Raw genomic sequence first — 20,950 nt, 5'->3', positions numbered from 1 at the left:
GGCAGATCTCCGCTGTTCAGAACCGGTTGCCTGTGTCGGCTGCCGCTGACAGGGCGGCGTCGGCCGGGGCCGAGGGCTCAGTTCCAGCCGGTGCGGCGGCGCACCCACGCCAGGGTCGTCGCGTGCTGGGCGAGCTGGAACGTGCGCACCGTCGGCAGCCCGGGCGGCGCCGGCCGGCGGCCGGCCGAACCGAAAAAGCCGGCCATGCCGGCCACGAACGCCGTCACGTGCCACGGGTCGACGTCCGCCAGCAGCGGATGCCCCTCGAGGTAGGGCTCGGGGTCGTGGCCGTGGAAGGCCGCGTTCTTCAGCAGCATCACCGAGTCGATCCAGGCCGCGCCGCGGAACGCCCACGGCCAGTCGACGAACCAGACACGGTCCCCGGACAGCAGGACGTTGTCGGCGCGCAGGTCGAAGTGCACCAGTGTGTCGCCGTCGACCACGTCGAGCGCCGACGCGGCGAGGTCGGCCAGCCGGTCGAGGTGCCGGCGCTCCCACGGGTCGAGATCGGCCGGCGGGTCGGCGGCCAGGTCGCGGTAGCCCAGCATGAGCTCGCGCACCTCGTCGCACGCCACCCGCGGCGACGGCACCGGGCACGGCGTCAGCGACCGCGACAGCTCCGTCACGGCGTCGACCACCGCTCGCAGCTCCTCGGGGCGCCAGGGGTCGTGCGGCATGCGGCCGTCGACCTCGTCGAAGACCAGCGCGACCCACTCGCCGTCGTCGTAGCTGCCGCGCAACCGCGGGACCGGCGTGCCGCCGGGCAGGGCCGCCGTGACGACCGCCTCGCGCCGGTGGATGTCCGGCGACTCCGGGTTGAGTGGCGTGCCGACCGCCTTGACGAACGCCCGGCCACCGTCGGCGCAGCGCACGCGCGCGGCCAGGCCGGGGGAGAAGCCGCCGGGCTGGTTGACGGCGGCGACGACCGGCGAGCCGAGCATGTGCTCGACACCGGCGCGCACGGTCGCCGGCAGCGACTCCCAGGTGGCGCGGACTCCGGAGGCGGTGACGGGCGACATGACTCATGGTCGCCAACCCGCCGGCACGGCCGCACCCCATTTACCGCCGGCCGGCGTGACCGGAACCACGTTGCATGAAATTGCGGAACTCTGCATACTCATTCGCATGGGAGCGACTGTGGCGATCGCGGGAGCGAGCGGCTATGCGGGCGGCGAGCTGTTGCGCCTGCTGCTCGCGCACCCCGAACTCGGCGTGGGGACGGTGACGGCGCACTCGAAGGCGGGCGAGACGCTGGGTGCGCACCACCCGCAGCTGATCGAGCTGGCCGACCGGACCCTCGAGCCGACGACGGCCGAGGCGCTGGCCGGGCACGACGTGGTGATCCTGGCGCTGCCGCACGGCGCGTCGGCACAGCTCGCCGCGCAGCTGCCCGACGACGTGCTGGTGCTCGACTGCGGCGCCGACCACCGCCTCACCGACGCCGCCGCCTGGCGGCGGTTCTACGGCACCGAGCACGCCGGCAGCTGGCCCTACGGCCTGCCCGAGCTGGTCCTGCACGGCGGCGGCAAGCAGCGCGACGCCCTGCCCGGCGCCACCCGCGTCGCGGTCCCCGGCTGCAACGTCACCGCCGTCACGCTCGCACTGGCGCCCGGCCTGGCGACCGGCGTCGTCGCGCCCGACGACGTCGTCGCGGTGCTGGCCTGCGGCACGTCCGGCGCCGGCAAGTCGCTCACGCCGCACCTGCTGGCCAGCGAGATCATGGGCGCGGCCAGCCCGTACGCCGTCGGCGGCGTGCACCGGCACATCCCGGAGATCCAGCAGAACCTGCGCCTCGCTTCCGGCGGTGCCGACGTCACGCTCTCGTTCACGCCCACACTGGTTCCCATGAGCCGGGGCATCCTCGCGACGGTGACGGCCAAGCTGACCGGCGACGGGGTCGACGGCGGCAGCGTGCGGTCCGCGTGGGAGCAGGCCTACGCCGACGAGCCGTTCGTGCACCTGCTGCCCGAGGGGCGGTGGCCCACCACGGCCGCCGTTCTCGGCGCCAACACCGCGCACGTCCAGGTGACGGTCGACGAGGCCGCCGGGCGCGTGGTCGCCGTCGCCGCCATCGACAACCTCACCAAGGGCACCGCGGGCGCCGCCGTCCAGTCGGCCAACCTCGCGCTGGGTCTGCCCGAGACGCTCGGCCTGCCGGTGACGGGGGTGGCGCCGTGAGCGTCACCGCGGCGGCCGGCTTCCGGGCGGCGGGCGTCGTCGCCGGGCTGAAGCCGAGCGGCACGCCCGACGTCGCGCTCGTCGTCAACGACGGCCCCCAGCTCGCGGCCGCCGCCGTGTTCACGTCGAACCGGTGCAAGGCCAATCCGGTGCTGTGGAGCGAGCGGACCGTCGCCGACGGCCGGCTGTCCGCCGTCGTCCTCAACTCCGGCGGCGCCAACTGCTACAACGGCCCCGAGGGCTTCCAGACCACGCACGCCAGCGCCGAGCTGGTCGCCGAGCTGACCGGCGGCCAGGCGTTCGACGTCGCCGTCTGCTCCACCGGGCTCATCGGCCAGCCGCTGGACCGGCCGATCCTCGAGGCCGGCATCCGCGCCGCCCACGCCGAGTTGTCGCCCGACGGCGGACCGGCCGCGGCCACGGCGATCATGACCACGGACACCGTCGCGAAGCAGGCGACAGCCACCGGTGACGGCTGGACCATCGGCGGCATGGCCAAGGGCGCCGGCATGCTCGCGCCCGCGCTCGCGACCATGCTGGTCGTCATCACCACCGACGCCGTCGCCGACGCCGCCACCCTCGACCGGGCCCTGCGGGCGGCGACGCGGTCGACGTTCGACCGGCTCGACACCGACGGCTGCATGTCGACCAACGACACCGTGGTGCTGCTGGCCAGCGGCGCCTCTGGCGTGGAGCCCACGGAAGGGGAACTCACGCAAGCGGTCACCGACGTCTGCGCCGACCTCGCGCACCAGCTCTGGCACGACGCCGAGGGCGCCCATCACGACATCGCCATCGAGGTCACCGGTGCGGCGAGTGAGGACGACGCCGTCGAGGTCGCCCGCTCCGTCGCCCGCAGCAATCTGTTCAAGGCCGCCGTCTTCGGCAACGACCCCAACTGGGGCCGGGTGCTCGCCGCCGTCGGCACCACGCAGGCGGCGTTCGAGCCGGAGAAGATCGACATCTCGATGAACGGCGTCAAGGTCTGCGTCGCCGGGGGGACCCAGGTCGGCGAGCCATCGACGTTGGTCGATCTGTCCGGCCGCGACGTCCACGTCCTAGTCGAGCTGAACGCCGGCCCGGCTACGGCGACGATCCTGACCAGCGACCTCACGCACGACTACGTGCACGAGAACTCGGCGTACTCGACATGACGGTGACGACGGCCGCCGCGCTGGCCAAGGCCGGGGTCCTGGTCGAGGCGCTGCCCTGGCTGAAGAAGTTCCACGGCAAGATCGTCGTGGTGAAGTACGGCGGCAACGCGATGATCGACGACGACCTCAAGCGGGCGTTCGCCGACGACATCGTCTTCCTCCGGCTGGCCGGGCTGAAACCGGTCGTCGTCCATGGCGGCGGGCCGCAGATCACTGCCATGCTCGACCGCCTCGGCATCGCCAGCGAGTTCCGCGGCGGGCTGCGGGTCACCACGCCCGAGGCCATGGACGTGGTCCGCATGGTGCTGGTCGGCCAGGTGAGCCGCGAGATCGTGGGGTTGATGAATGCGCACGGCCCGCTCGCGGTCGGGCTGTCGGGCGAGGACGCGGGCCTGTTCACCGCGGAGCGGCAGTCGGCCATCATCGACGGCGAGCCGGTCGACATCGGCCTGGTCGGCGACGTGGCTGAGGTCGACGCCGGCGCGGTTCTCGATCTCATCGACGCCGGGCGCATCCCGGTGGTGTCGTCGGTCGCGCCGGACGCCGACGGCGTCGTGCACAACGTCAACGCCGACACCGCGGCGGCCGCCCTGGCGGTCGAGCTGGGCGCGGAGAAGCTGGTCGTGCTCACCGACGTCGAGGGGCTGTACCGCGACTACCCCGTCGACACCGAGATCGTTAAGGAGATCACCGCCGGCGAGCTGACGACGCTGCTGCCGTCGCTCTCGTCGGGAATGATCCCGAAGATGCAGGCCTGCCTGCGCGCGGTCGAGGGCGGGGTTCCGGAGGCGACGATCATCGACGGCCGGGTCCCCAACTCGCTGTTGCTCGAGGTCTTTACTGATGAGGGTGTGGGAACGATGGTTGTAGCGGGTGCCGACCGCATGGTCCCGACCACAGGCGATTCCCCCGAGGGAAAGGGGGAATGGTCGTCATGACGTATCAGGCGGAGGCGTCCGCACTGGTGCCCGGGCTCACCGAGGACTCGCTGGCAGCCAGCAACAACGCCGCGTGGACCGCGCGCTACGGCCAGGCGCTGATGAACACGTTCGGCAGCCCGCAACGCGTGCTGGTGCGCGGCGAGGGCTGCTACGTGTGGGACGCCGACGGACGGCGCTACCTCGACCTGCTGGGCGGGCTGGCGGTCAACTCACTGGGACACGCGCACCCGCTGCTGGTGTCGACCGTCACCGCACAGCTGGCCACGCTCGGGCACGTGTCGAACTTCTTCGCCAGCGCCCCGCAGGTCGCGCTGGCCGAGCGGCTGCTCGACCTGCTCGGCCCGGCGGCGTCTGCGCTGGGCGGGCGGGTGTTCTTCACCAACTCCGGCACCGAGGCGAACGAGGCCGCCGTCAAGATCACCCGGCGCACCGGCCGGCCGAAGCTCGTCGCCACCGAGAACGGCTTCCACGGCCGCTCCCTGGGCGCGCTGGCGATCACCGGCAAGCCGGCCATCCGCGAGCCGTTCGAGCCACTGCCGGGCGAGGTCACGTTCGTGCCGTTCGGCGACGTCGAGGCGCTCTCGGCCGCGGTCGACGGCGACACCGCCGCGGTGTTCCTCGAGCCGGTCCAGGGCGAGGGCGGCGTCGTCCCGGCGCCGGCCGGCTACCTGGAGGCGGCGCGCGAGATCACCGAGCGCACCGGGACACTGCTGGTCATCGACGAGATCCAGACCGGCATCGGCCGCTGCGGCGACTGGTTCGCGCACACGGCCGAGGGCATCGTGCCCGACGTCGTCACCGTGGCGAAGGGCCTCGGCGGCGGCTTCCCGATCGGCGCCTGCATCGGGCTCGGCCGGGCGGCCGACCTGCTCGGGCCCGGCGCCCACGGCACCACGTTCGGCGGCAACCCGGTCGCGGCCGCCGCCGGGTTGGCCGTGCTGCACGCCGTCGAGCGCGACGGCCTGCTCGAGAACGTCCGCACCGTCGGGGCGCACCTGCGCGCCGAGGTGCTCGCGCTGGGCCACCCACTGATCAAGGGCGTGCGGGGGCGCGGGCTGCTGCTGGGTATCGAGCTGGCCGGACCGTCCGAGGCACGCTTCTCCGCCGAGGGCGGACATGTCGGCGTGGCCGCGGCCGTCATGGCCGAGGCGCTCGGCGCGGGGTTCATCGTCAACGCCGTCACTCCCGATACGATCCGGCTCGCGCCGCCGCTGATCCTCGACACCGCGCAGGCCGACGAGTTCCTGGCGGCGCTCCCGGCGGTGCTCGACGCTGTCGGGACCGCTCCGAAGGAGATCCGATGACCCGGCACTTCCTCCGCGACGACGACCTGTCGCCGGCCGAGTACCTGCAGGTCCTCGACATGGCCGCCGAGCTCAAGGCGGACCGGTTCGCGTACCGGCCGCTCGAGGGCCCGCGCGCCGTCGCCGTCATCTTCGACAAGCACTCGACCCGGACCCGCGTCTCGTTCACCGTCGGCATCGCCGAGCTGGGCGGATACCCGCTGGTCATCGACGCGCAGACATCGCAGATGGGCCGGGGCGAGCCGATCGCCGACACCGCGCGGGTGCTGGACCGCCAGTGCGCCGCCATCGTCTGGCGCACCTACGAACAGGGGCGCCTGGAGGCCATGGCCGAAGCCGCCGCCGTCCCCGTCGTCAACGCCCTGACCGACCAGTTCCACCCCTGTCAGCTCCTCGCCGACCTGCAGACCGTGCGCGAGCGCAAGGGCACGCTGGCCGGGCTGACGCTGACCTACGCCGGCGACGGCGCCAACAACATGGCGCACTCCTACCTGCTGGCCGGCGCCACCGTCGGCATGCACGTGCGCATCGCCTCGCCGGCGGGGTACGCGCCGTCGCCGTCGGTGCTCTCGCGGGCGGGGGAGATCGCGGCGCAGACCGGCGGCTCGGTCGCCCACGTCACCGACCCCGCCGACGGCTTCGCCGGAGCCGACGTGCTGGCGACCGACACCTGGGTCTCCATGGGCCAGGAGGACGAGGCGGGCGACCGCGGGGCGCCGTTCGTCCCGTTCGCGCTGACGGCGGACGCGCTGAAGGGCGCCGCCGCCGACGCGATCGTGCTGCACTGCCTGCCCGCCTACCGGGGCAAAGAGATCGCCGCCGAGGTCATCGACGGCCCGGCGAGCGCCGTCTGGGACGAGGCCGAGAACCGGCTGCACGCACAGAAGGCGCTGCTGACCTGGCTGTTCTCGCAGGAGGCGGTGGCATGACGCAGCCGGCCACCCGTGCGGCCCGGCACGGCCGGATCGCCGAGATCCTGTCGCAGACGCCGATCCGGTCGCAGACGGAGCTGGCCGAGCGGCTCTCCGAGAGCGGCATCGAGGTCACCCAGGGCACGCTCTCGCGCGACCTCGACGAGCTGGGCGCGGTGAAGATCAGGGGCGCCGGCGGCTGGCTCGTCTACGCGCTGCCCGGCGAGGGCGGCGACATGCGCCCCCGCGCTGCCGAGGAAGGCGCCGTCGACGCCCGGCTCATCCGCGTCTGCGAGGAGATCCTGGTGTCGGCGCGCTCGTCGGCCAACCTGGTGGTGCTGCGCACGCCGCCCGGCGCCGCGCAGTACCTGGCCTCGGCGATCGACCATGCGGCGCGCACGGACATTTTGGGCACCATCGCCGGCGACGACACGGTCCTCGTCATCTCGACCGACCCGGAGGGCGGAGCCGGCGTGGCCGCGTGGTTCCTCGCCCTCGCCGAGGGCAACGTGCCCTCGCCGCCGTCATGACCGTCACGTTCGACGAGGGCCGGCCGGTCGCGCTGGACGGCGAGACCGTCACCCTGCCCGAGGCGCTGCTGCTGGCCGGGCAACTGGCTCGCGCGCACGGCCTGGTCGGGCCCGGAGTGTCGGTCCTCGCCGCAGGCGCCGCCGTCCTCGATGCGGCCCACCGCCGGCTGGCGGCCGACAGCGGGACGGTGCCGGTTCCCCTCGCTGAACAGGAACGACGAGTGCCATGACGGAGGACGAGTGAGCAGCAGTGCACTGTGGGGCGGCCGGTTCGAGGGCGGTCCGTCGGACGCGCTGGCCGCGCTGTCGAAGTCGACGCACTTCGACTGGCGGCTGGCGCCGTACGACATCGCCGGCTCGAAGGCGCACGCGACGGTGCTGTACCAGGCCGGGCTGCTGACGGCTGACGAGCTGGCCGGGATGGTGGCCGGCCTGGACCGGCTGGCGACCGACGTGGCGTCGGGTTCGTTCGTCCCGGCGGAGGGTGACGAGGACGTGCACACCGCGCTGGAGCGCGGCCTGATCGACCGCGTCGGGTCCGAGCTGGGCGGGAAGCTGCGGGCCGGCCGGTCGCGCAACGACCAGGTGGCGACGCTGTTCCGGATGTACCTGCGCGAGTCCGCGCGGACGGTGTCCGGGCTGGTCCTCGACGTGGTCGACGCGCTGGTCGCGCAGGCTGACGCGCAGTTCGGGGTCGCGATGCCCGGACGCACGCACCTGCAGCACGCCCAGCCCGTCCTGCTCTCGCACCACCTGCTGGCGCACGCGTGGGCGCTGTTGCGCGACGTCGACCGGCTGCGCGACTGGGATCGGCGCACGGACGAGTCGCCGTACGGCGCCGGTGCCCTGGCCGGGTCGTCGCTGGGGCTCGACCCGCTGTTCGTCGCGGCTCGGCTGGGGTTCTCGACGTCGGTGGAGAACTCGATCGACGGGACGGCGTCGCGCGACTTCGTGGCCGAGGCCGCATTCGTCTTCGCGATGATCGGCATCGACGTGTCGCGGCTGGCCGAGGAGATCATCCTGTGGGCGACGAAGGAGTTCTCGTTCGTCACCCTCGACGACGCCTGGTCGACCGGCTCGTCGATCATGCCGCAGAAGAAGAATCCCGACATCGCCGAACTGGCCCGCGGCAAGGCCGGCCGGCTGGTCGGCAACCTCGCCGGGCTGCTGGCGACGCTCAAGGCGCTGCCGCTCGCCTACAACCGCGACCTGCAGGAGGACAAGGAGCCGGTCTTCGACTCCGTCGACACGCTGAGCGTCCTGCTGCCCGCATTCACCGGGCTGGTGGCGACGCTGCGGTTCCATCCGTCGCGGCTGGAGGAGCTGGCGCCGCAGGGATTCTCGCTCGCCACCGACGTCGCGGAGTGGCTGGTCCGCGAGGGCGTGCCGTTCCGGTCGGCACACGAGACCGCCGGGGCGTGCGTGCGGGTGTGCGAGTCGCGCGGTCTGGAGCTGTGGGAGCTGACCGACGACGATCTGGCCGCCATCTCGCCGTCGCTGACGCCTGGGGTGCGGTCGGTGCTGTCGGTGGCGGGGTCGTTGGCCTCGCGTTCGGCGCGCGGCGGGACGGCGCCGGAGCGGGTGGCCGAGCAGTTGGAGGCGGTGCGGGCGGCCGTGGCAGCAGGCCGCAGCTGGGGCTAGGTTCGCTGGGTATGGCGCTGATCGAGGTCGTCCAGGGCGACATCACCCGCGAGGACGTCGACGCGATCGTCAACGCGGCCAACCCGTCGCTGCGCGGCGGTGGCGGGGTCGACGGCGCCATCCACCGGGCCGCGGGACCGCGGCTCGAAGCGGCCGGAGCGGCGCTGGCGCCGTGCCCGCCCGGTGATGCGGTGGCGACGCCCGCGTTCGACCTCGACCCGCCCATACGCCACGTCATTCACACCGTCGGCCCCGTGTGGCGCGGGGGAGTCGCCGACGAGGCGGCAACGCTGGCCTCGTGCTACCGCCGGTCGCTGGAGGTGGCGGACTCCTTGGGAGCGCGGTCGGTCGCGTTCCCGGCCATCTCGACCGGCGTCTTCGGCTACCCGCCCGACCATGCCGCCCGCATCGCCGTCGACACCGTCCGGTCGGCTGACACGCGGGTCGAGCTGATCCGGCTGGTCGCCTTCGACCGCGCCACCCACGACCTGCTCACCGCCGCCCTCGCGACGTGACCGGGGTCCCGCCGCGGGCAGAGAACATCGCAGCGTGCCGGCAGGGAGAAGGCCTTGGGCAGCCGACCGCGCCAGGCCCGCGACCCGTCGATCACCCCAGGTCGGCCACCGCCGTCCAGCGTCGGCGGCGGGCACATCGGCCCGGACGAGGCCGTCGTGCACCGCATACCGCCACAGGACCGAGAGCAGCGCCGCGGCGAGGAACAGGTTGAGCCCGTGCACCGTGGTGGCCACCGGTTCCCCGATGTGCTCGGCCACCACTCCGGTCGAGAACGGAAGCAGTGACACCACCATGAGCAGCAGCAGGTTGAGCCGCTCGAACACCAAGGTCGTGTGGCCCAGGTGCTCGGAGACGACGGTGTGGACGAACCAGACCGCGCCGATCGTCGCGAAGCTCACCACATAGCCCAGGTAGGACGGCCACTGGTCGCCGAGTGCACCGAGCAGGTCCTCCGCCGACTCGTCGGGGACGGCGATCTCGAGGACCAGCAGGGTGACGGCGATCGCGAACACACCGTCGCAGACCGCCCTCATGCGCGCAGTGCGGTGTCGTGGTGGGCGAGCCGGCGGCTCCTCACCGCGCACACCCGGATTGTGCTCGCACTGGGAGATGCGGTGAAGGGCCTCAGCCCGGCCGATGGTCGCGCAGCCAGGCCGTCACCCGGGCCCTCGAGGCGCGCGACATCCAGGCGTCCTGGATCTGCTCGGCCAGCTCGGCGCGGGTCAGCTCGCCCAGCCGGCTCGCGCGGACCAGCACCGAGAGGTGCCGGGCGAAGTGCGGCGTGGTGAAGTACGGCGTGCGCGGGTCCTGGACCAGTGCCTCCTTCTCCGCCTCGGACTCCACCCACAGCACGATGACGTCGTCATAACGCTCGCCGGACTCGGGGTCGACGGCGTCGGGGCGCGGGTTGCGGAAGAACACGAACGACTTGCCGCCCACCTGGTAGACGGGATTGCCGTTGTTCAACGGCACGACGGTGACGTGCGGCATCGCGAGTGCGAACTCGTGCACGTCGGCGACGGTCGCGGGCCGGTCGCCGTCGTCCACCATGAGCGTCAGCGTAGTGCCGACAGCTCGCGGCTCAGGCGGCGACGGCGATGGTCGGCCACCACGACGGTGAGCAGCGGCGCCCACAGCACCAGGGGCGCATAGGCCGCGATCGCCACCGCCGAACCCCATGGCGACCACCCGCCCGGCGGTCCCGGCATCGACGACGGCGGCAGCTCGCGGCCGGGCGCGGGGACGGTCGCCGTGCTGGTCGCCGCTCTCGCCGTCATGCTGGTGACGGGCCGGTCGCCGGCCGGGCCGCTCCGGCGGATCCGGCGCCGGCGGCCGGCGACCCGAGCCGCGAGGCCGAGGCGGCCCGGACCGACCTGCGGCTGACCGTCCGCGACGCCGGGCGGTGTTGCGGAGCCGCGCTCTGGCGCGAGGCAGCATCGCACATGATCGGACCGGCGTAGGGTGAGCAATGCGGGGCCGACCGGGCTCCCCGGCAAGGGAGCACTCATGGTGGGCTCGACGACGGCGGTTCTGCGGGTCAAGTTCATCGGCGGCGCGCACGTGGACGTCATCGTCGACGAGCCCGACGTGAGCGAGGACGAGCTGGTCGAGCACGCCATCGCCGCGCTCTCGCACGACGACGGCGTACTCCGCGCCCGGCACGGCGACCGGCTGGTGGTGGTGTTCGCGCGGGGCGTGGCCGCCCTCGAGGTCGCCCCGCGCGGAGCCGTCCTCTGACGCTCAGCCGGTCGAGACCACCGCGAAGCCGCCGGGGCGCAGGGTGATCGTCGCCGGGGCGCCGGCCGAGGCGATCTCGCGGCCGGTCGCGTCGTAGACCCGCACCGTGCCCGGGCCGTCCACGGGGATGCGCCGGGGCGAGGATGCCGCGGAGTGCAGCAGCTCCGCCCGGGCCCCGCCGTCGCCGGCCAGCTCGAGGCGCGAGACCTCGGGGCGGACCAGCAGCGCGTCCAGCTCGACCGTGTCCCGCGACGCCGTCACCGAGACCGACGACGTCCCCGCCGGCAGCGCGCGGCGCAGCGGTTGCGGCAGCAGGACGCCCGGCACCGCGGTCAGCCCTTGCGAGCCGGCACGATGCCGCAGCGAGCCGAGCCCGCGTCCGTCCGCCGTCCACGCCGTCCGCGCATCGCCGCGCAGCGGCAGCCACGACACCGGCTCCACCAGCCGCGCGCCCTCCGACGCGCCCAGGTCGAACGTCGCCGTCTGGCCGGGTTCCAGCGCGAGCAGCGACCCGCTCCACAGTGACTCGCCCGTCCACGCCGCTGACGGCGCCCGCACGGTCCCCGTCGTCGACGTCGCCGCCTCGGCCTCGACCAGCCGCAGCCCGTCGCGCGCCTCGACCGACGTCAGCCCCAGCGCCAGCGACCTCACCGCCGCCGGCGCCGCGTCCAGCGCGAGCATCGACAGCTGCCCGTGGATGGTGCTCTCGGCGCCGCTGTTGCGGTTGATCGTCCCGTCGGCCGCCACGCCGTCGAAGGTCACGCCGGTCGCCGGGTCGTACATCGGCTCGCCGGACGGGTTCGTCCCGAAGTACCAGCTCGCCGTCAGCCCCGCGAGCTCGTCGAACGCCGGCCGCTCGGTCGCCGCCGACACCGCCAGCAGCGACTGCAGCCGCGAGTCGACGCCGTAGGCGATCTGCACGCGCTCAGTCGGCGTGGGCAGCCAGCCGTTGTCGGCGCCGCCCGCCGTGAGCAGCACCGGCACGAACCGGGCCGAGTCGACGACGGCCGGCGCCACCAGCTCCGGCGACCCCAGCGCCGTCGACGCGGCGGCCAGCGACGCCGGCATCTGCGATCCCCACGCGTGCCAGATCGACCGCGACTGCGCCCACGGCAGGATCGCGCCGTACGGCCACGAGCCGGCGTCGCCGCCGCCCATCGCGGCGACGCCCTCGGCCAGCTTCCGCAGCGCGTCGCGCGCTCGGGCATCCGACGGCGCGGCCCCGACGTAGGCCGCCAGCCCCAGCACCGCCTCGGCCGTCGCGTCGGCGCCGTCGACGATCAGCCACGAGGGCACCCGCAGCCCGTCGGCGACGGTGTAGTCGCCGTATCGCGTCAGCACCTGCCGCTCGACGGCGTCGACGGCCAGTCCGAGCCGCTCCTGCAGGAACGCCGCGAACTCCGCATCGACGCCGGCGAACGCCGCATACCCCTCGCCGAACGCCCAGATCGTCCGCGCCAGCCAGTAGCTCGGCCCGGAGTCGGACGGGTCGGGCAGCTCGACCGGCTCGGCGCTCGGGTTCAGCACGCCGTCGGGCTGGATCCACAGCACGACGTTGCCGGCGTTCGGGCCGCTCGACGTCTGCAGGTAGGCCAGCGACCGCAGCAGCTCGTAGGCGTGCTCACGGCTGGCCGGCGACCCGGTCTGCCGCCAGTGCCGCAGGTAGACGACGGCCGCGCGGGACACGTCGTCGGCGTTGTAGGCGCCCTGCGACCAGTGCCCGGTCGCCGGGTCGAGCGACCCGCCGCCGATCCGCTCGAACGTCCCGCCCGGACGCGCGTCGGCGTACGTCCACGGGAACGTCAGCGCCGGTTCCTCGGCCAGCCGGTACGTCGTGTGCCCGTCGACCGGCGCCGGGGTCGCCTCGTCGAGCAGGAAGTCCAGGTGCGCGGTGTTGGCCAGCGGCCCGACGGTGTCGGCCTGCGGCGCCGCCGTGGCGACGAGGCCTCCGGATCCGAGCAGCAGAGCGGCCAGTGTCGCCGTCCATCCGATCAGCGGTCTCCTCATCGAGACGGCTCCCTTCCAGGTCAGGTGTTCGTGCGGTCCAGCCGGGCGACGCCGATCTTGCTGTCGGCCATGCCGTAGAAGACGTAGTGCGCGCCGTTGATCTCCTCGATGGCGGTCGGGAAGACGACGTTGGGCACGATGCCGCTGCGCTCGTCGTCGGTCTCCGGCGCCAGCAGCGGCTCCGGCGTGCGGGCGAGCACCGTCGACGGGTCGTCGGCGTCGAGCAGCAGGGCGCCGGCGGCGTAGTTGACCCGCTGCTGCTGGGCGATGCCGGACGCGAGCACACCGGTGACGCCGTGGTGCAGCAGCAGCCATCCCTCGGGGACCCGCAGCGGCGCCGGGCCGCCGCCGATCTTCAGCTCCTCGAACGCGTACTCCGGGCCGGCGAGGAACCGGTGCTCGCGCCAGCGCACCAGGGTGCGCACGTCCTCCAGCACGTCCGTCAGCGGCACGTAGGAGATCCAGATGCTGTGCCGATCGTCGGTGACGCCGCGCGGCAGCACGACGCCCTGGCCGGGCCGGATCTCGCCGAGGTCCCACATCGGCCGGTGCAGGACGGCCAGGCTCTCGACCCTGGCCGGCGACATGACCGGCGTCGGGAAGAACACGGTGTCCTTGTTGTGGAACAGGTTGAGGTCGACGTCGAGGTCGTCGTCGTACTCGAAGAACACCGGGCCGAGCCGCCGCCACGATCGCAGGTCCGACGACACCGCGAGCGCCGTGCGCGGACCCAGCGGCCCGTACGCGACGTAGGTCATGACGTGCAGCCCGAGCGCGGCGACCCACGTGACCCTGGGGTCCTCGACGCCGCCGTGCGAGGCGCCGCGCTCCCACGCCCGGTCCGGCTCGAGGACGACGCCCTCGCGCTCGACGCCCACGGGCACGCCGTCGTCGTCGATGACCACCCGGGCCAGGCCGACGCGCGAGACGTTGCCCGCCGCGACCAGCCGGGGGAGCAGGTAGAGGACGCCGTCGGGGTCGCGGCCGGAGGCCGGGTTGAGCACCCCCTCGGCCTCGTTCGGGTCGCCGTCGCGCGGGGTCATGACGACTCCCAGGCGGGTCAGCGTGTACGGGATCAGGGTCGAGACGGTCATGCTCAGCCTTTCACGCCGGAGCCGATGTTCGTGGTTCTGAAGTAGCGCTGGAAGACGATGAACAGGACGACGGCGGGAACCGCCAGCACGACGGCGCCGGCCAGCACCGCGCCGAACGGGTTGGCCGCCGACGCCGCCACGTTGCTGATGTAGTTGGCCAGCGAGACCGCCAGCGGCTGCATCGACTGTTCCTTCGTGATGAGGAACGGCCACAGGAACTCGTTCCACGGCCCGATGAACGTGAGCAGCACGACGGTCAGCACCACCGGGCGGACCAGCGGCAGCGCGACGCTCCACAGCGTGCGCAGCTCGCCGGCGCCGTCGACGGCCGCCGAGTCGAACAGCTCGCGCGGCAACTGCAGGAAGTACTGCCGGAACACGATGACCGCCGTCGAGTTGATCGCGAACGGCAGGATCATGCCCAGGTAGCTGTCGGCCAGACCGTAGTCGCGGGCGATCAGGACGTACAGCGGGATCATCAGCAGCTGGAACGGCACCACCTGCACCAGCAGCGCCAGCGCGAACGTGACGCCGCGGCCGCGCCAGTGCAGCACGGCCAGCGCATAACCGGCCAGGACGCCGAACACCACGGTCCCGAGCAGCACGCCACCGGTGAAGATGCCCGAGTTCAGCAGCCCTTGCAGCAGGTCGATGCGCTCGTCGATGGCGACGTAGTTGTCCAGGGTGAGGTTGGACGGGTCCGGGAAGGCGCCCGCCGGGGTCGGGTCGGGCGACTCCTGCAGCGAGCCGACGATCATGTAGTAGAAGGGGAACAGGAACGCGAGCCCCCCGATGCCGAGCACGACGTAGCGCCAGAACGAAGCCCCGCGCCTCACGACTCATCACCTCCGACGAAGCGGCGCTGCAGCCAGGCGACCAGCAGGACCAGCACCACCAGGACGACGCCGAGGGCTGCGGCCACACCAGGCGTGCCCTGTTCGATGCCGCGCTGGTACATGATCAGCACCGGCGAGGCCGAGGCGCCGTTGGGCCCGCCGCCGCCGGTCAGCAGGTACGGCTCCGTGAACAGATTGGCGCCGATGATGGTGGACAGCAGCACCACCAGCACGGTCGCCGGGCGTACCGCGGGAACGGTGACCGACCAGAACGTCCGCAGCCGGCCGGCGCCGTCGGTCGCGGCCGCCTCGTACAGCTCGCGCGGCACGTTCTGCAGCGCAGCGAGGTACAGCAGGATGTAGAACCCCAGCTGCTTCCAGGTGACGAAGAACGCGATCGACGGCATCGCCCAGGCCGAGTTGATCAGCCACGGCGGGTCCGGCGCCAGCGGACCGAGGATCTCGTTGACCAGCCCGTTGCCGTTGAACAGGAACAGCCAGACGCCCACGATCGCCACCGACGCCGTCACGTACGGGACGTAGAACGCGACCCGCAGGAAGGTGCGGCCCCGGACCACCTGGTTGAGCAGCGTCGCCAGCACCAGCGAGAGCCCGACCGTCAACGGCACGTTGATGATCAGGAAGATGCCGATGTTGACGAACGAGCGCCGGACGGCCGGGTCGCTCAGCACGGACGTGTAGTTGTCGAGCCCGACGAACGGGCGGGCGACGTCGGCGCCGGGCGCGGCGAAGAAGTAGTCGTGGAACGAGATCCACACCGCGAAGCCCAGCGGGAACGCGAACACCACCGCCACGAACACGAGGTACGGGGCGCTGAACAGCAACCCGGCCGGGTTCTTGCCGAGGAGGCCGCCGCGGCGCGCCCGGCGCCGCCCGGGCGGCGGCGGTGCGCCGTCCGCCGCCCGCGCGTCAAAGTCGAGGACCGTCATGTCGGTCCGCCCGTCAGGACTGGCCGGCCAGGCCGTCGATCTCGTCGGCGGCGCCCTGCAAGGCCTCTTGGAGGTCGCCCTCGCCGAAGATCACCGACTGCGACCACGCGTCGCGCAGCGTCTGCCACACCGCGACCGAGTTCGGGATGTTCGGGACCTCGACGGTGCGAGCGGCCTGGTCGCCGAACGCCTCGTACGCCGGGTTGGCGGCGAAGTAGTCCGGGTAGGTGCCGGGCAGGTCCTGGCGCATCGGCATCTGGCCGGTCGTCTCCAGCAGCAGACCGTCCTGCTCCTCGCTGGTGGCGAACTTGAGCACGTCCCACGCCGTCGCCTGGTTCTCGCACGCCGTGTAGAGCCCGATGTTCTTGGCGTCGCTGAACGTGTAGATCTCCTCGGCCGGCTTGCCCTCCGAGGTCGGGATCGGCACGGCGCCCCAGTTCACGTTCTCGCCGTAGACGCTGATGGCCCACGGGCCGACGATGGCCATGGCGGCCTGGGCGTCGGCGAACGCGTCGGCCTGGTAGGCCTCGCGGCCGGCCAGACCCTCGTCGTAGAGCGTCTTCCAGAACTCCGCGACCTCGAGACCGGCGTCGTCGGCGAACGTCGCCGAGCCGTCCTCGACCAGCGGCGTGCCGCCCGTCTCGGCCGCGTAGAGCGGGTAGAAATCGAACCAGTTCTGGAAGAACTCGCTGGTCGGCGAGGGCCAGATGGCCATCGGGGCGGCGCCGGACGACACCAGCGTGCGCGCGGTCTCGAGGAACTCGTCATGCGTGGCCAGCGGCGGGTTCTCGGGGTCGAGGCCGGCCGCGGCGAACATGTCCTTGTTGTAGAAGATCATCACCGGGTTCGACTTCCACGGCAGCTGGAAGTACTCGCCGTCGGCGGACTGGTACTGCTCGGCGATGTCGCCGCTGCGCTCCTCGATGTAGCTGTCGCCGTCGTCGAAGCTCGACAGCGACACCAGGCCGCCCTGGCGCTCGAAGTCCGGCACGGCCACGGGGGCGGTGTTGAAGATGAGGCAGGGGGCGTTGCCCGCGGTGATGGCGGCGCCGATGACCTCTTCGCTGCTGGCGCCGGCCGGGATCTCCTGCGCCTCGATCTGCTCGTCGGGGTGCTCGGCGTTCCACGCCTCGACCATCTGCTCGCCCCAGGCCACCTCGGCCTCGTTATTGGAGTACCAGATGGTGATGTCGCCGCGGCCGCCGTCCTCGCCGCCGCCTCCGCCGGAGGTCTCGTCGTCGCCGCCACACGCGGCGGCGGTGAGCAGCCCGGCCGCCGTCAGTACGGCGGCGGTGACTCGGGTGCGTCGTTGCACGGTCGTCTCCTTCTCTGGGGACCGGACAGTCAGGGGACCGTCCGGTCGGTGGGTTCTGTGACAGGTGCGGTCGATTCACGCGGCACGAAGCGGGCGGGCGGCAGGTCGGTGTCGCCGGGCTCCTCGCCGGCGATCGACCGCAGCAGGACCCGGGCGGCCACGGCACCCCAGCTGACCGCGTCGGTGGCCACGGTGCTGAGGGAGGGGAAGAGGTGCTCGCCGACGTCGCTGCCGTCGAAGCCGGTGATCGACAGGTCATGGGGGACGCGCAGCCCGGCCCGCTGGGCGATGCCGAGCCCGGCGATGGCCATGGGGTCGTTCGCGTAGACGATCGCGGTCGGGCGGTCGGGGCGCGCGAGCAGGTCGCGGGTGGCGCGGGCGCCGTCGACGGCCCGGAACTCGGTCTCGACGACCATTCCCGCGGGCAGCCCGGCCGCGGCCATGGCCTCCTCGAACGCCCGCCGGCGACGGCTGCCGTGCAGCATGCGGTCGGGCCCGGCGACGTGCGCGATGCGGCGGTGGCCGAGCCCGGCCAGGTGGTCGACGGCGGCCGCGATGCCCGCGCGGTCGTCCATCGAGACGGCCGGGAACGGCGACGGCGCCTCGGGGTGGCCCAGCGTGACGGCGGGGACGCCCAGCTCCGCGGCCAGCGCGATGCGGGCGTCGTCGTGGCGCAGGTCGGTGACGAACACGCCGTCGACCCGCCGGTCGGTGACCAGCTTGCGGTAGGCGGCCAGCTCGGCGGCCTCGTCCGGGACCACGCTCAGCACGAGGGCCTGCCCGGCCGAGGCGAGCTCGCGCTCCACGCCGGCGATGAACGACGGGTAGAACGGGTCGCCGGTGATGATCTCGGGGTCGCGCATGATGACCAGGCCCAGCGCGAACGCGCGGTCGACGGAGAGCGCGCGGGCGCGCAGGTTCGGCTGCCAGCCCAGCTCGCGGGCGGCCTCGAGGATGCGCTCGCGGGTCTGCGGCGAGACTCCCGGCCGGTCGTTCAGCGCGAACGACACCAGGCCCTTGCTGACGCCGGCGCGCTGGGCGACGTCGGCGATGGTGGGCCTGGCGGTGGGCATACGGTCTCCTCGACACTGAGCTCTAAACCGGTTTAGCCACCAAGCCTATACCGGTTTAGATGGCGCCGCAAGGACGGTGGTCCGGTCTGGTGCGGCGGTCGCTGCGCCCCCTGCGCTCCGGCGTCCGCACGGTCCGGCGTCGGCGCGGTCCGGCGTCGGCGCGGGTGACGTGCCGCTGCCGCGGGCGGCGACGACGCCGGCTCGGTGGGAGGCCGGTCCGTCAGCCGGCGGACTGCCAGAGGCCCATGACATTGCCCTCGGTGTCGCGGAAGTACGCCGCGTAGCCCATGCCCATGACCTCGGTCTTCGGCAGGACGGTGCTGCCGCCGAGTTGCTCGACGGTGGCCAGCGCGGCGTCGACGTCGGGCACGTCGAGGGTGATGACGGGGCTCGGCCGTGCGTCGTCGCGGGTGAACATGCCGCCGTTGATGGCACCGGGCTCCTTCGGCCGGCCGGTGTCGTCGGCCGGCGTCGTCATGACGATCGTGTAGTCGACCTCGGGCATCGGCGTCAGCTCCCAGCCGAACGCGGCGCGATAGAACTCGCGGGCCCGGTCGAGGTCGTCGGCGGGAACCTCGAAGTGCACGACGTGTCCGGTCACGATGACCGCCCCCTCAGGTGGCGTGGGTGCGCTACGGGCCGAGCGTAGACCCGTTCGCGGGGTCCGGCTGACGTAGATTCGAGGTAGCCGACGGGCCGGGCGCCGAGCGCGAGGTCCCAGCGGCGGCGAGTCTCACGAGGTGCATGCAGAAGAGAGCGACGAGGGAGCCGACCATGGCGCACAGTCCCAGGACCATCCAGCCGGGCGACGTCCAGGACGAGCGGGTGGCCCGGCTGCCGCTGGCCGCGGCGTACACCTGGGCGTATCTGCCGACGGTGCTCGACGACGACGGCCGCGCGGTCGACAACGCCGCCGTGGTCAACGGGCGGCTGTGGGCGCTGCGGTTCGACGAGCACCCGACGTCGGCCATGGCCGACGACCTCGAGGCGCTGGCCACCGGGGGGCTGATCTGCCGGTACGCCGTCGACGGCCAGTCCTACCTGCACGACCCCGCCTGGCGGCGGCGGCAGCGGCTGGTCCGCCCGGTGCGGTCGGCGCTGCCGCGCTGCCCGGTGCACGACTCCGGCATCCGCGAGTTCGTCGGCGACACCCTCACCTCGGTGCAGGACCAGGTCAGCTCCATCCTCGGCGGCGCCGCCACCAACGCCGGCACCACGAAGGTCCGCGACACCGTCGCGCGGCTGGTCGAGGACGTCACGTTTCCCGTCGACCCCTCCAAGGCGGCGGCGTACGGGCAGCGCATCCGCGACTTCCTCGGCGGCGCCCCGGCCCGGCCCGACGACTCCGCGGGCGCCGAGCGGTTCCCCGTCGCCGGCAGCGCCGGCACCGGGGCCGGCCCTGCCGACGAGGTCGAGTACGACGCCCACGGCGGCGCGGTGGCCAGGGAGGCGAGCCCAGCGGAGCCGCAGGCTGACGCCGTCGTCGATGAGGGTGCCGACCAGGCCGCCGACCAGGCCGCCGACCAGGCCGCCGACCAGGCCGCCGACCGGGGTGCACAGACGCGTGCGCCGGGCGAGGTGTGGCGCGACGCCACCGACGATCCCGCCCCGGAGACCAAGGCGCCCTGACGCTGTCGGTGCGAGCGGCCAGAATGGCCGTGTGTCCCGCTGGGTGCTGCACGTCGACCTCGACCAGTTCATCGCTGCCGTCGAGGTGCTGCGCCGTCCCGAGTTGCGCGGCAAGCCGGTGGTCGTCGGCGGCGACGGCGACCCCACCAAGCGCGGCGTGGTCGCCACCGCGTCGTACGAGGCGCGCGCGTTCGGCGTCCACTCCGGCCTGCCCATGCGCACCGCACTGAAACGCTGCCCCGACGCGATCTTCCTGCCGTCGGACAAAGAGGCGTACGAGGCGGTGTCCGTCGACGTCATGGCCACGCTGCGCGAGTTCGGGACGGTCGAGGTGCTCGGCTGGGACGAGGCGTTCGTCGACGCCGGCGACGACGACCCCGAGGGCACCGCCCGGCGCATCCAGCGGCGCGTGCGCGAGGCCACCGAGCTCGAGTGCACCGTCGGCATCGGCGAGAACAAGCTGCAGGCCAAGCTCGCCACGGGGTTCGGCAAGCCGGCCGGCGTCGCCACACTGACCTACGCGACCTGGTTCGACGTGCTCGGCGACCGCCCCACCGACGCACTGTGGGGCATCGGGTCCAAGACGGCGAAGAAGCTGGCCGAGATGAACATCCACACCGTCCACGACCTCGCGGCCACGCATCCGGACACCGTCGCCGCGCGGTTCGGGCCCACGATCGGGCCGTGGCTGGTGCGCATCGCCCGCGGCGTCGCGTCGGCACGGGTCACCGGGGAGGCCTGGATGGCGCGCTCGCGCGGCAAGGAGAAGACGTTCCAGCAGAACCTCGACGACTGGGCCGAGGTCCAGGCTCAGGTGGTCGCGCTGGCCCACGACGTCACCCGCGAGGTCGTCGCCGAGGAGCGCCCGGCCGTCCGCGTCGTCGTCAAGGTCCGCTACGCGCCGTTCTTCACCTCCACCCACGGCCACAAGCTGCCCGAGCCCACCAGCGACGCCGACGCCATCGCCGCCGCCGCGCTGGTCGCGCTCGACCAGTTCACCGACCGCCGGCCGGTCCGGCTGCTGGGCGTGCGGGCCGAGTTCGGCGGCTGAGTACCGCGACTGCGCACCGCGATATCCCGGGATTCTCTGGACTCCGAGGGCGGGGGAGAGGACCATGTGCGCCAGGGTGGGAG

Annotated in this window: 22 protein-coding genes and 1 pseudogene; 12 read left to right on the top strand and 11 right to left on the bottom strand. The window is 73.1% G+C overall.

What is annotated here, in order from left to right:
• Positions 1-77: 77 nt before the first annotated feature.
• Entirely contained in the window at positions 78-1,019 is a 942-nt protein-coding gene (locus tag E1212_RS21230; RefSeq protein ID WP_131986144.1) for a phosphotransferase, read from the bottom strand.
• A 106-nt stretch (positions 1,020-1,125) separates the two neighbouring features.
• Between E1212_RS21230 and argC the strand changes: the two genes are divergently transcribed.
• The 9 genes from argC to E1212_RS21185 are packed head-to-tail and all read left to right on the top strand — an operon-like array spanning position 1,126 to position 9,174.
• A complete protein-coding gene (argC, locus tag E1212_RS21225; RefSeq protein ID WP_131986142.1) occupies positions 1,126-2,178 on the top strand; it encodes an N-acetyl-gamma-glutamyl-phosphate reductase in 1,053 nt (350 codons plus the stop codon).
• Positions 2,175-3,332: a bifunctional glutamate N-acetyltransferase/amino-acid acetyltransferase ArgJ gene (gene argJ, locus E1212_RS21220; protein ID WP_131986140.1), complete on the top strand. Its 1,158-nt coding sequence runs from the start codon at positions 2,175-2,177 to the stop codon at positions 3,330-3,332. Before argC ends, argJ begins: the two co-directional genes overlap by 4 nt.
• Positions 3,329-4,270, top strand: a complete 942-nt coding sequence (gene argB, locus E1212_RS21215) for an acetylglutamate kinase (protein ID WP_131986138.1) — start codon at positions 3,329-3,331, stop codon at positions 4,268-4,270. The genes argJ and argB overlap by 4 nt, the downstream gene beginning before the upstream one ends.
• Complete coding sequence (locus tag E1212_RS21210; RefSeq protein ID WP_131986136.1) at positions 4,267-5,577, top strand: acetylornithine transaminase; 1,311 nt, start codon at positions 4,267-4,269, stop codon at positions 5,575-5,577. The genes argB and E1212_RS21210 overlap by 4 nt, the downstream gene beginning before the upstream one ends.
• Entirely contained in the window at positions 5,574-6,506 is a 933-nt protein-coding gene (gene argF, locus E1212_RS21205; protein ID WP_131986134.1) for an ornithine carbamoyltransferase, read from the top strand. The genes E1212_RS21210 and argF overlap by 4 nt, the downstream gene beginning before the upstream one ends.
• Positions 6,503-7,018: an arginine repressor gene (locus tag E1212_RS21200; RefSeq protein WP_131986132.1), complete on the top strand. Its 516-nt coding sequence runs from the start codon at positions 6,503-6,505 to the stop codon at positions 7,016-7,018. The genes argF and E1212_RS21200 overlap by 4 nt, the downstream gene beginning before the upstream one ends.
• Positions 7,015-7,248, top strand: a complete 234-nt coding sequence (locus tag E1212_RS21195) for a hypothetical protein (RefSeq protein WP_131986130.1) — start codon at positions 7,015-7,017, stop codon at positions 7,246-7,248. The genes E1212_RS21200 and E1212_RS21195 overlap by 4 nt, the downstream gene beginning before the upstream one ends.
• Before the next feature lie 10 nt (positions 7,249-7,258).
• The gene (argH, locus tag E1212_RS21190) at positions 7,259-8,659 is read left to right on the top strand and encodes an argininosuccinate lyase (RefSeq protein ID WP_238992430.1); all 1,401 of its coding nucleotides are present in this window, start codon (positions 7,259-7,261) and stop codon (positions 8,657-8,659) included.
• An 11-nt stretch (positions 8,660-8,670) separates the two neighbouring features.
• Entirely contained in the window at positions 8,671-9,174 is a 504-nt protein-coding gene (locus tag E1212_RS21185) for an O-acetyl-ADP-ribose deacetylase (protein WP_131986126.1), read from the top strand.
• A gap of 285 nt (positions 9,175-9,459) precedes the next feature.
• On the opposite strand, the pseudogene E1212_RS31185 reads toward E1212_RS21185, so the two are convergent.
• The 3 genes and pseudogenes from E1212_RS31185 to E1212_RS21170 all read right to left on the bottom strand — a co-directional run.
• A pseudogene (locus tag E1212_RS31185) lies at positions 9,460-9,708 on the bottom strand (TMEM175 family protein); the annotation flags it as partial.
• A gap of 91 nt (positions 9,709-9,799) precedes the next feature.
• Entirely contained in the window at positions 9,800-10,225 is a 426-nt protein-coding gene (locus E1212_RS21175; RefSeq protein ID WP_131986124.1) for an MmcQ/YjbR family DNA-binding protein, read from the bottom strand.
• A gap of 5 nt (positions 10,226-10,230) precedes the next feature.
• Positions 10,231-10,452, bottom strand: coding sequence for a hypothetical protein (locus tag E1212_RS21170; protein WP_131986122.1), 222 nt, complete (start codon positions 10,450-10,452; stop codon positions 10,231-10,233).
• A 229-nt stretch (positions 10,453-10,681) separates the two neighbouring features.
• On the opposite strand from E1212_RS21170, the gene E1212_RS21165 reads away from it, so the two are divergent.
• Entirely contained in the window at positions 10,682-10,912 is a 231-nt protein-coding gene (locus E1212_RS21165; protein WP_131986120.1) for a hypothetical protein, read from the top strand.
• A gap of 3 nt (positions 10,913-10,915) precedes the next feature.
• Here the strand turns inward: E1212_RS21165 and E1212_RS21160 are convergent, their stop codons facing one another.
• From E1212_RS21160 to E1212_RS21130, 7 genes are all read right to left on the bottom strand, one after another.
• Positions 10,916-12,919: a hypothetical protein gene (locus tag E1212_RS21160; protein WP_131986118.1), complete on the bottom strand. Its 2,004-nt coding sequence runs from the start codon at positions 12,917-12,919 to the stop codon at positions 10,916-10,918.
• A 20-nt stretch (positions 12,920-12,939) separates the two neighbouring features.
• Positions 12,940-14,013 (bottom strand): glycoside hydrolase family 130 protein, encoded by a 1,074-nt coding sequence (locus E1212_RS21155; protein ID WP_131986116.1) that lies wholly within the window; start codon positions 14,011-14,013, stop codon positions 12,940-12,942.
• A 2-nt stretch (positions 14,014-14,015) separates the two neighbouring features.
• Positions 14,016-14,849, bottom strand: coding sequence for a carbohydrate ABC transporter permease (locus E1212_RS21150; RefSeq protein WP_203417062.1), 834 nt, complete (start codon positions 14,847-14,849; stop codon positions 14,016-14,018).
• The gene (locus tag E1212_RS21145) at positions 14,846-15,799 is read right to left on the bottom strand and encodes a carbohydrate ABC transporter permease (protein ID WP_131986114.1); all 954 of its coding nucleotides are present in this window, start codon (positions 15,797-15,799) and stop codon (positions 14,846-14,848) included. Before E1212_RS21145 ends, E1212_RS21150 begins: the two co-directional genes overlap by 4 nt.
• A gap of 13 nt (positions 15,800-15,812) precedes the next feature.
• On the bottom strand, positions 15,813-17,114 hold the full coding sequence (locus E1212_RS21140; protein ID WP_131986112.1) for an extracellular solute-binding protein: 1,302 nt from the start codon (positions 17,112-17,114) through the stop codon (positions 15,813-15,815).
• Positions 17,115-17,143: 29 nt separating this feature from the next.
• Positions 17,144-18,187 (bottom strand): LacI family DNA-binding transcriptional regulator, encoded by a 1,044-nt coding sequence (locus E1212_RS21135; protein ID WP_131986110.1) that lies wholly within the window; start codon positions 18,185-18,187, stop codon positions 17,144-17,146.
• Between the two features lie 220 nt (positions 18,188-18,407).
• Positions 18,408-18,788, bottom strand: a complete 381-nt coding sequence (locus tag E1212_RS21130; protein WP_131986108.1) for a VOC family protein — start codon at positions 18,786-18,788, stop codon at positions 18,408-18,410.
• Positions 18,789-18,961: 173 nt separating this feature from the next.
• Between E1212_RS21130 and E1212_RS30090 the strand changes: the two genes are divergently transcribed.
• Together E1212_RS30090 and E1212_RS21125 are read left to right on the top strand one after the other, a co-directional pair.
• Positions 18,962-19,816, top strand: a complete 855-nt coding sequence (locus E1212_RS30090; RefSeq protein ID WP_203417061.1) for a hypothetical protein — start codon at positions 18,962-18,964, stop codon at positions 19,814-19,816.
• A 31-nt stretch (positions 19,817-19,847) separates the two neighbouring features.
• On the top strand, positions 19,848-20,867 hold the full coding sequence (locus E1212_RS21125) for a DNA polymerase IV (protein WP_203417060.1): 1,020 nt from the start codon (positions 19,848-19,850) through the stop codon (positions 20,865-20,867).
• The last annotated feature ends 83 nt before the right edge of the window (positions 20,868-20,950 follow it).

The sequence above is a fragment of the Jiangella ureilytica genome, from assembly GCF_004348545.1.
GTDB lineage: Bacteria > Actinomycetota > Actinomycetes > Jiangellales > Jiangellaceae > Jiangella > Jiangella ureilytica.
This window is presented reverse-complemented; position numbering and strand designations above follow the sequence as displayed.

Bases quoted from the DNA above. Each gene is read 5' to 3' on its own strand.
- E1212_RS30090 (WP_203417061.1), top strand. From the start codon at position 18,962: ATGGCGCACAGTCCCAGGACCATCCAGCCGGGCGACGTCCAGGACGAG.
- E1212_RS21165 (WP_131986120.1), top strand. From the start codon at position 10,682: ATGGTGGGCTCGACGACGGCGGTTCTGCGGGTCAAGTTCATCGGCGGC.
- E1212_RS21155 (WP_131986116.1), bottom strand. From the start codon at position 14,013: ATGACCGTCTCGACCCTGATCCCGTACACGCTGACCCGCCTGGGAGTC.
- E1212_RS21175 (WP_131986124.1), bottom strand. From the start codon at position 10,225: ATGGTGGACGACGGCGACCGGCCCGCGACCGTCGCCGACGTGCACGAG.
- E1212_RS21145 (WP_131986114.1), bottom strand. From the start codon at position 15,799: ATGACGGTCCTCGACTTTGACGCGCGGGCGGCGGACGGCGCACCGCCG.
- E1212_RS21160 (WP_131986118.1), bottom strand. From the start codon at position 12,919: ATGAGGAGACCGCTGATCGGATGGACGGCGACACTGGCCGCTCTGCTG.
- E1212_RS21135 (WP_131986110.1), bottom strand. From the start codon at position 18,187: ATGCCCACCGCCAGGCCCACCATCGCCGACGTCGCCCAGCGCGCCGGC.
- E1212_RS21210 (WP_131986136.1), top strand. From the start codon at position 4,267: ATGACGTATCAGGCGGAGGCGTCCGCACTGGTGCCCGGGCTCACCGAG.
- argF (WP_131986134.1), top strand. From the start codon at position 5,574: ATGACCCGGCACTTCCTCCGCGACGACGACCTGTCGCCGGCCGAGTAC.
- E1212_RS21230 (WP_131986144.1), bottom strand. From the start codon at position 1,019: ATGTCGCCCGTCACCGCCTCCGGAGTCCGCGCCACCTGGGAGTCGCTG.
- argB (WP_131986138.1), top strand. From the start codon at position 3,329: ATGACGGTGACGACGGCCGCCGCGCTGGCCAAGGCCGGGGTCCTGGTC.
- E1212_RS21195 (WP_131986130.1), top strand. From the start codon at position 7,015: ATGACCGTCACGTTCGACGAGGGCCGGCCGGTCGCGCTGGACGGCGAG.
- E1212_RS21200 (WP_131986132.1), top strand. From the start codon at position 6,503: ATGACGCAGCCGGCCACCCGTGCGGCCCGGCACGGCCGGATCGCCGAG.
- E1212_RS21185 (WP_131986126.1), top strand. From the start codon at position 8,671: ATGGCGCTGATCGAGGTCGTCCAGGGCGACATCACCCGCGAGGACGTC.
- E1212_RS21170 (WP_131986122.1), bottom strand. From the start codon at position 10,452: ATGACGGCGAGAGCGGCGACCAGCACGGCGACCGTCCCCGCGCCCGGC.
- argC (WP_131986142.1), top strand. From the start codon at position 1,126: ATGGGAGCGACTGTGGCGATCGCGGGAGCGAGCGGCTATGCGGGCGGC.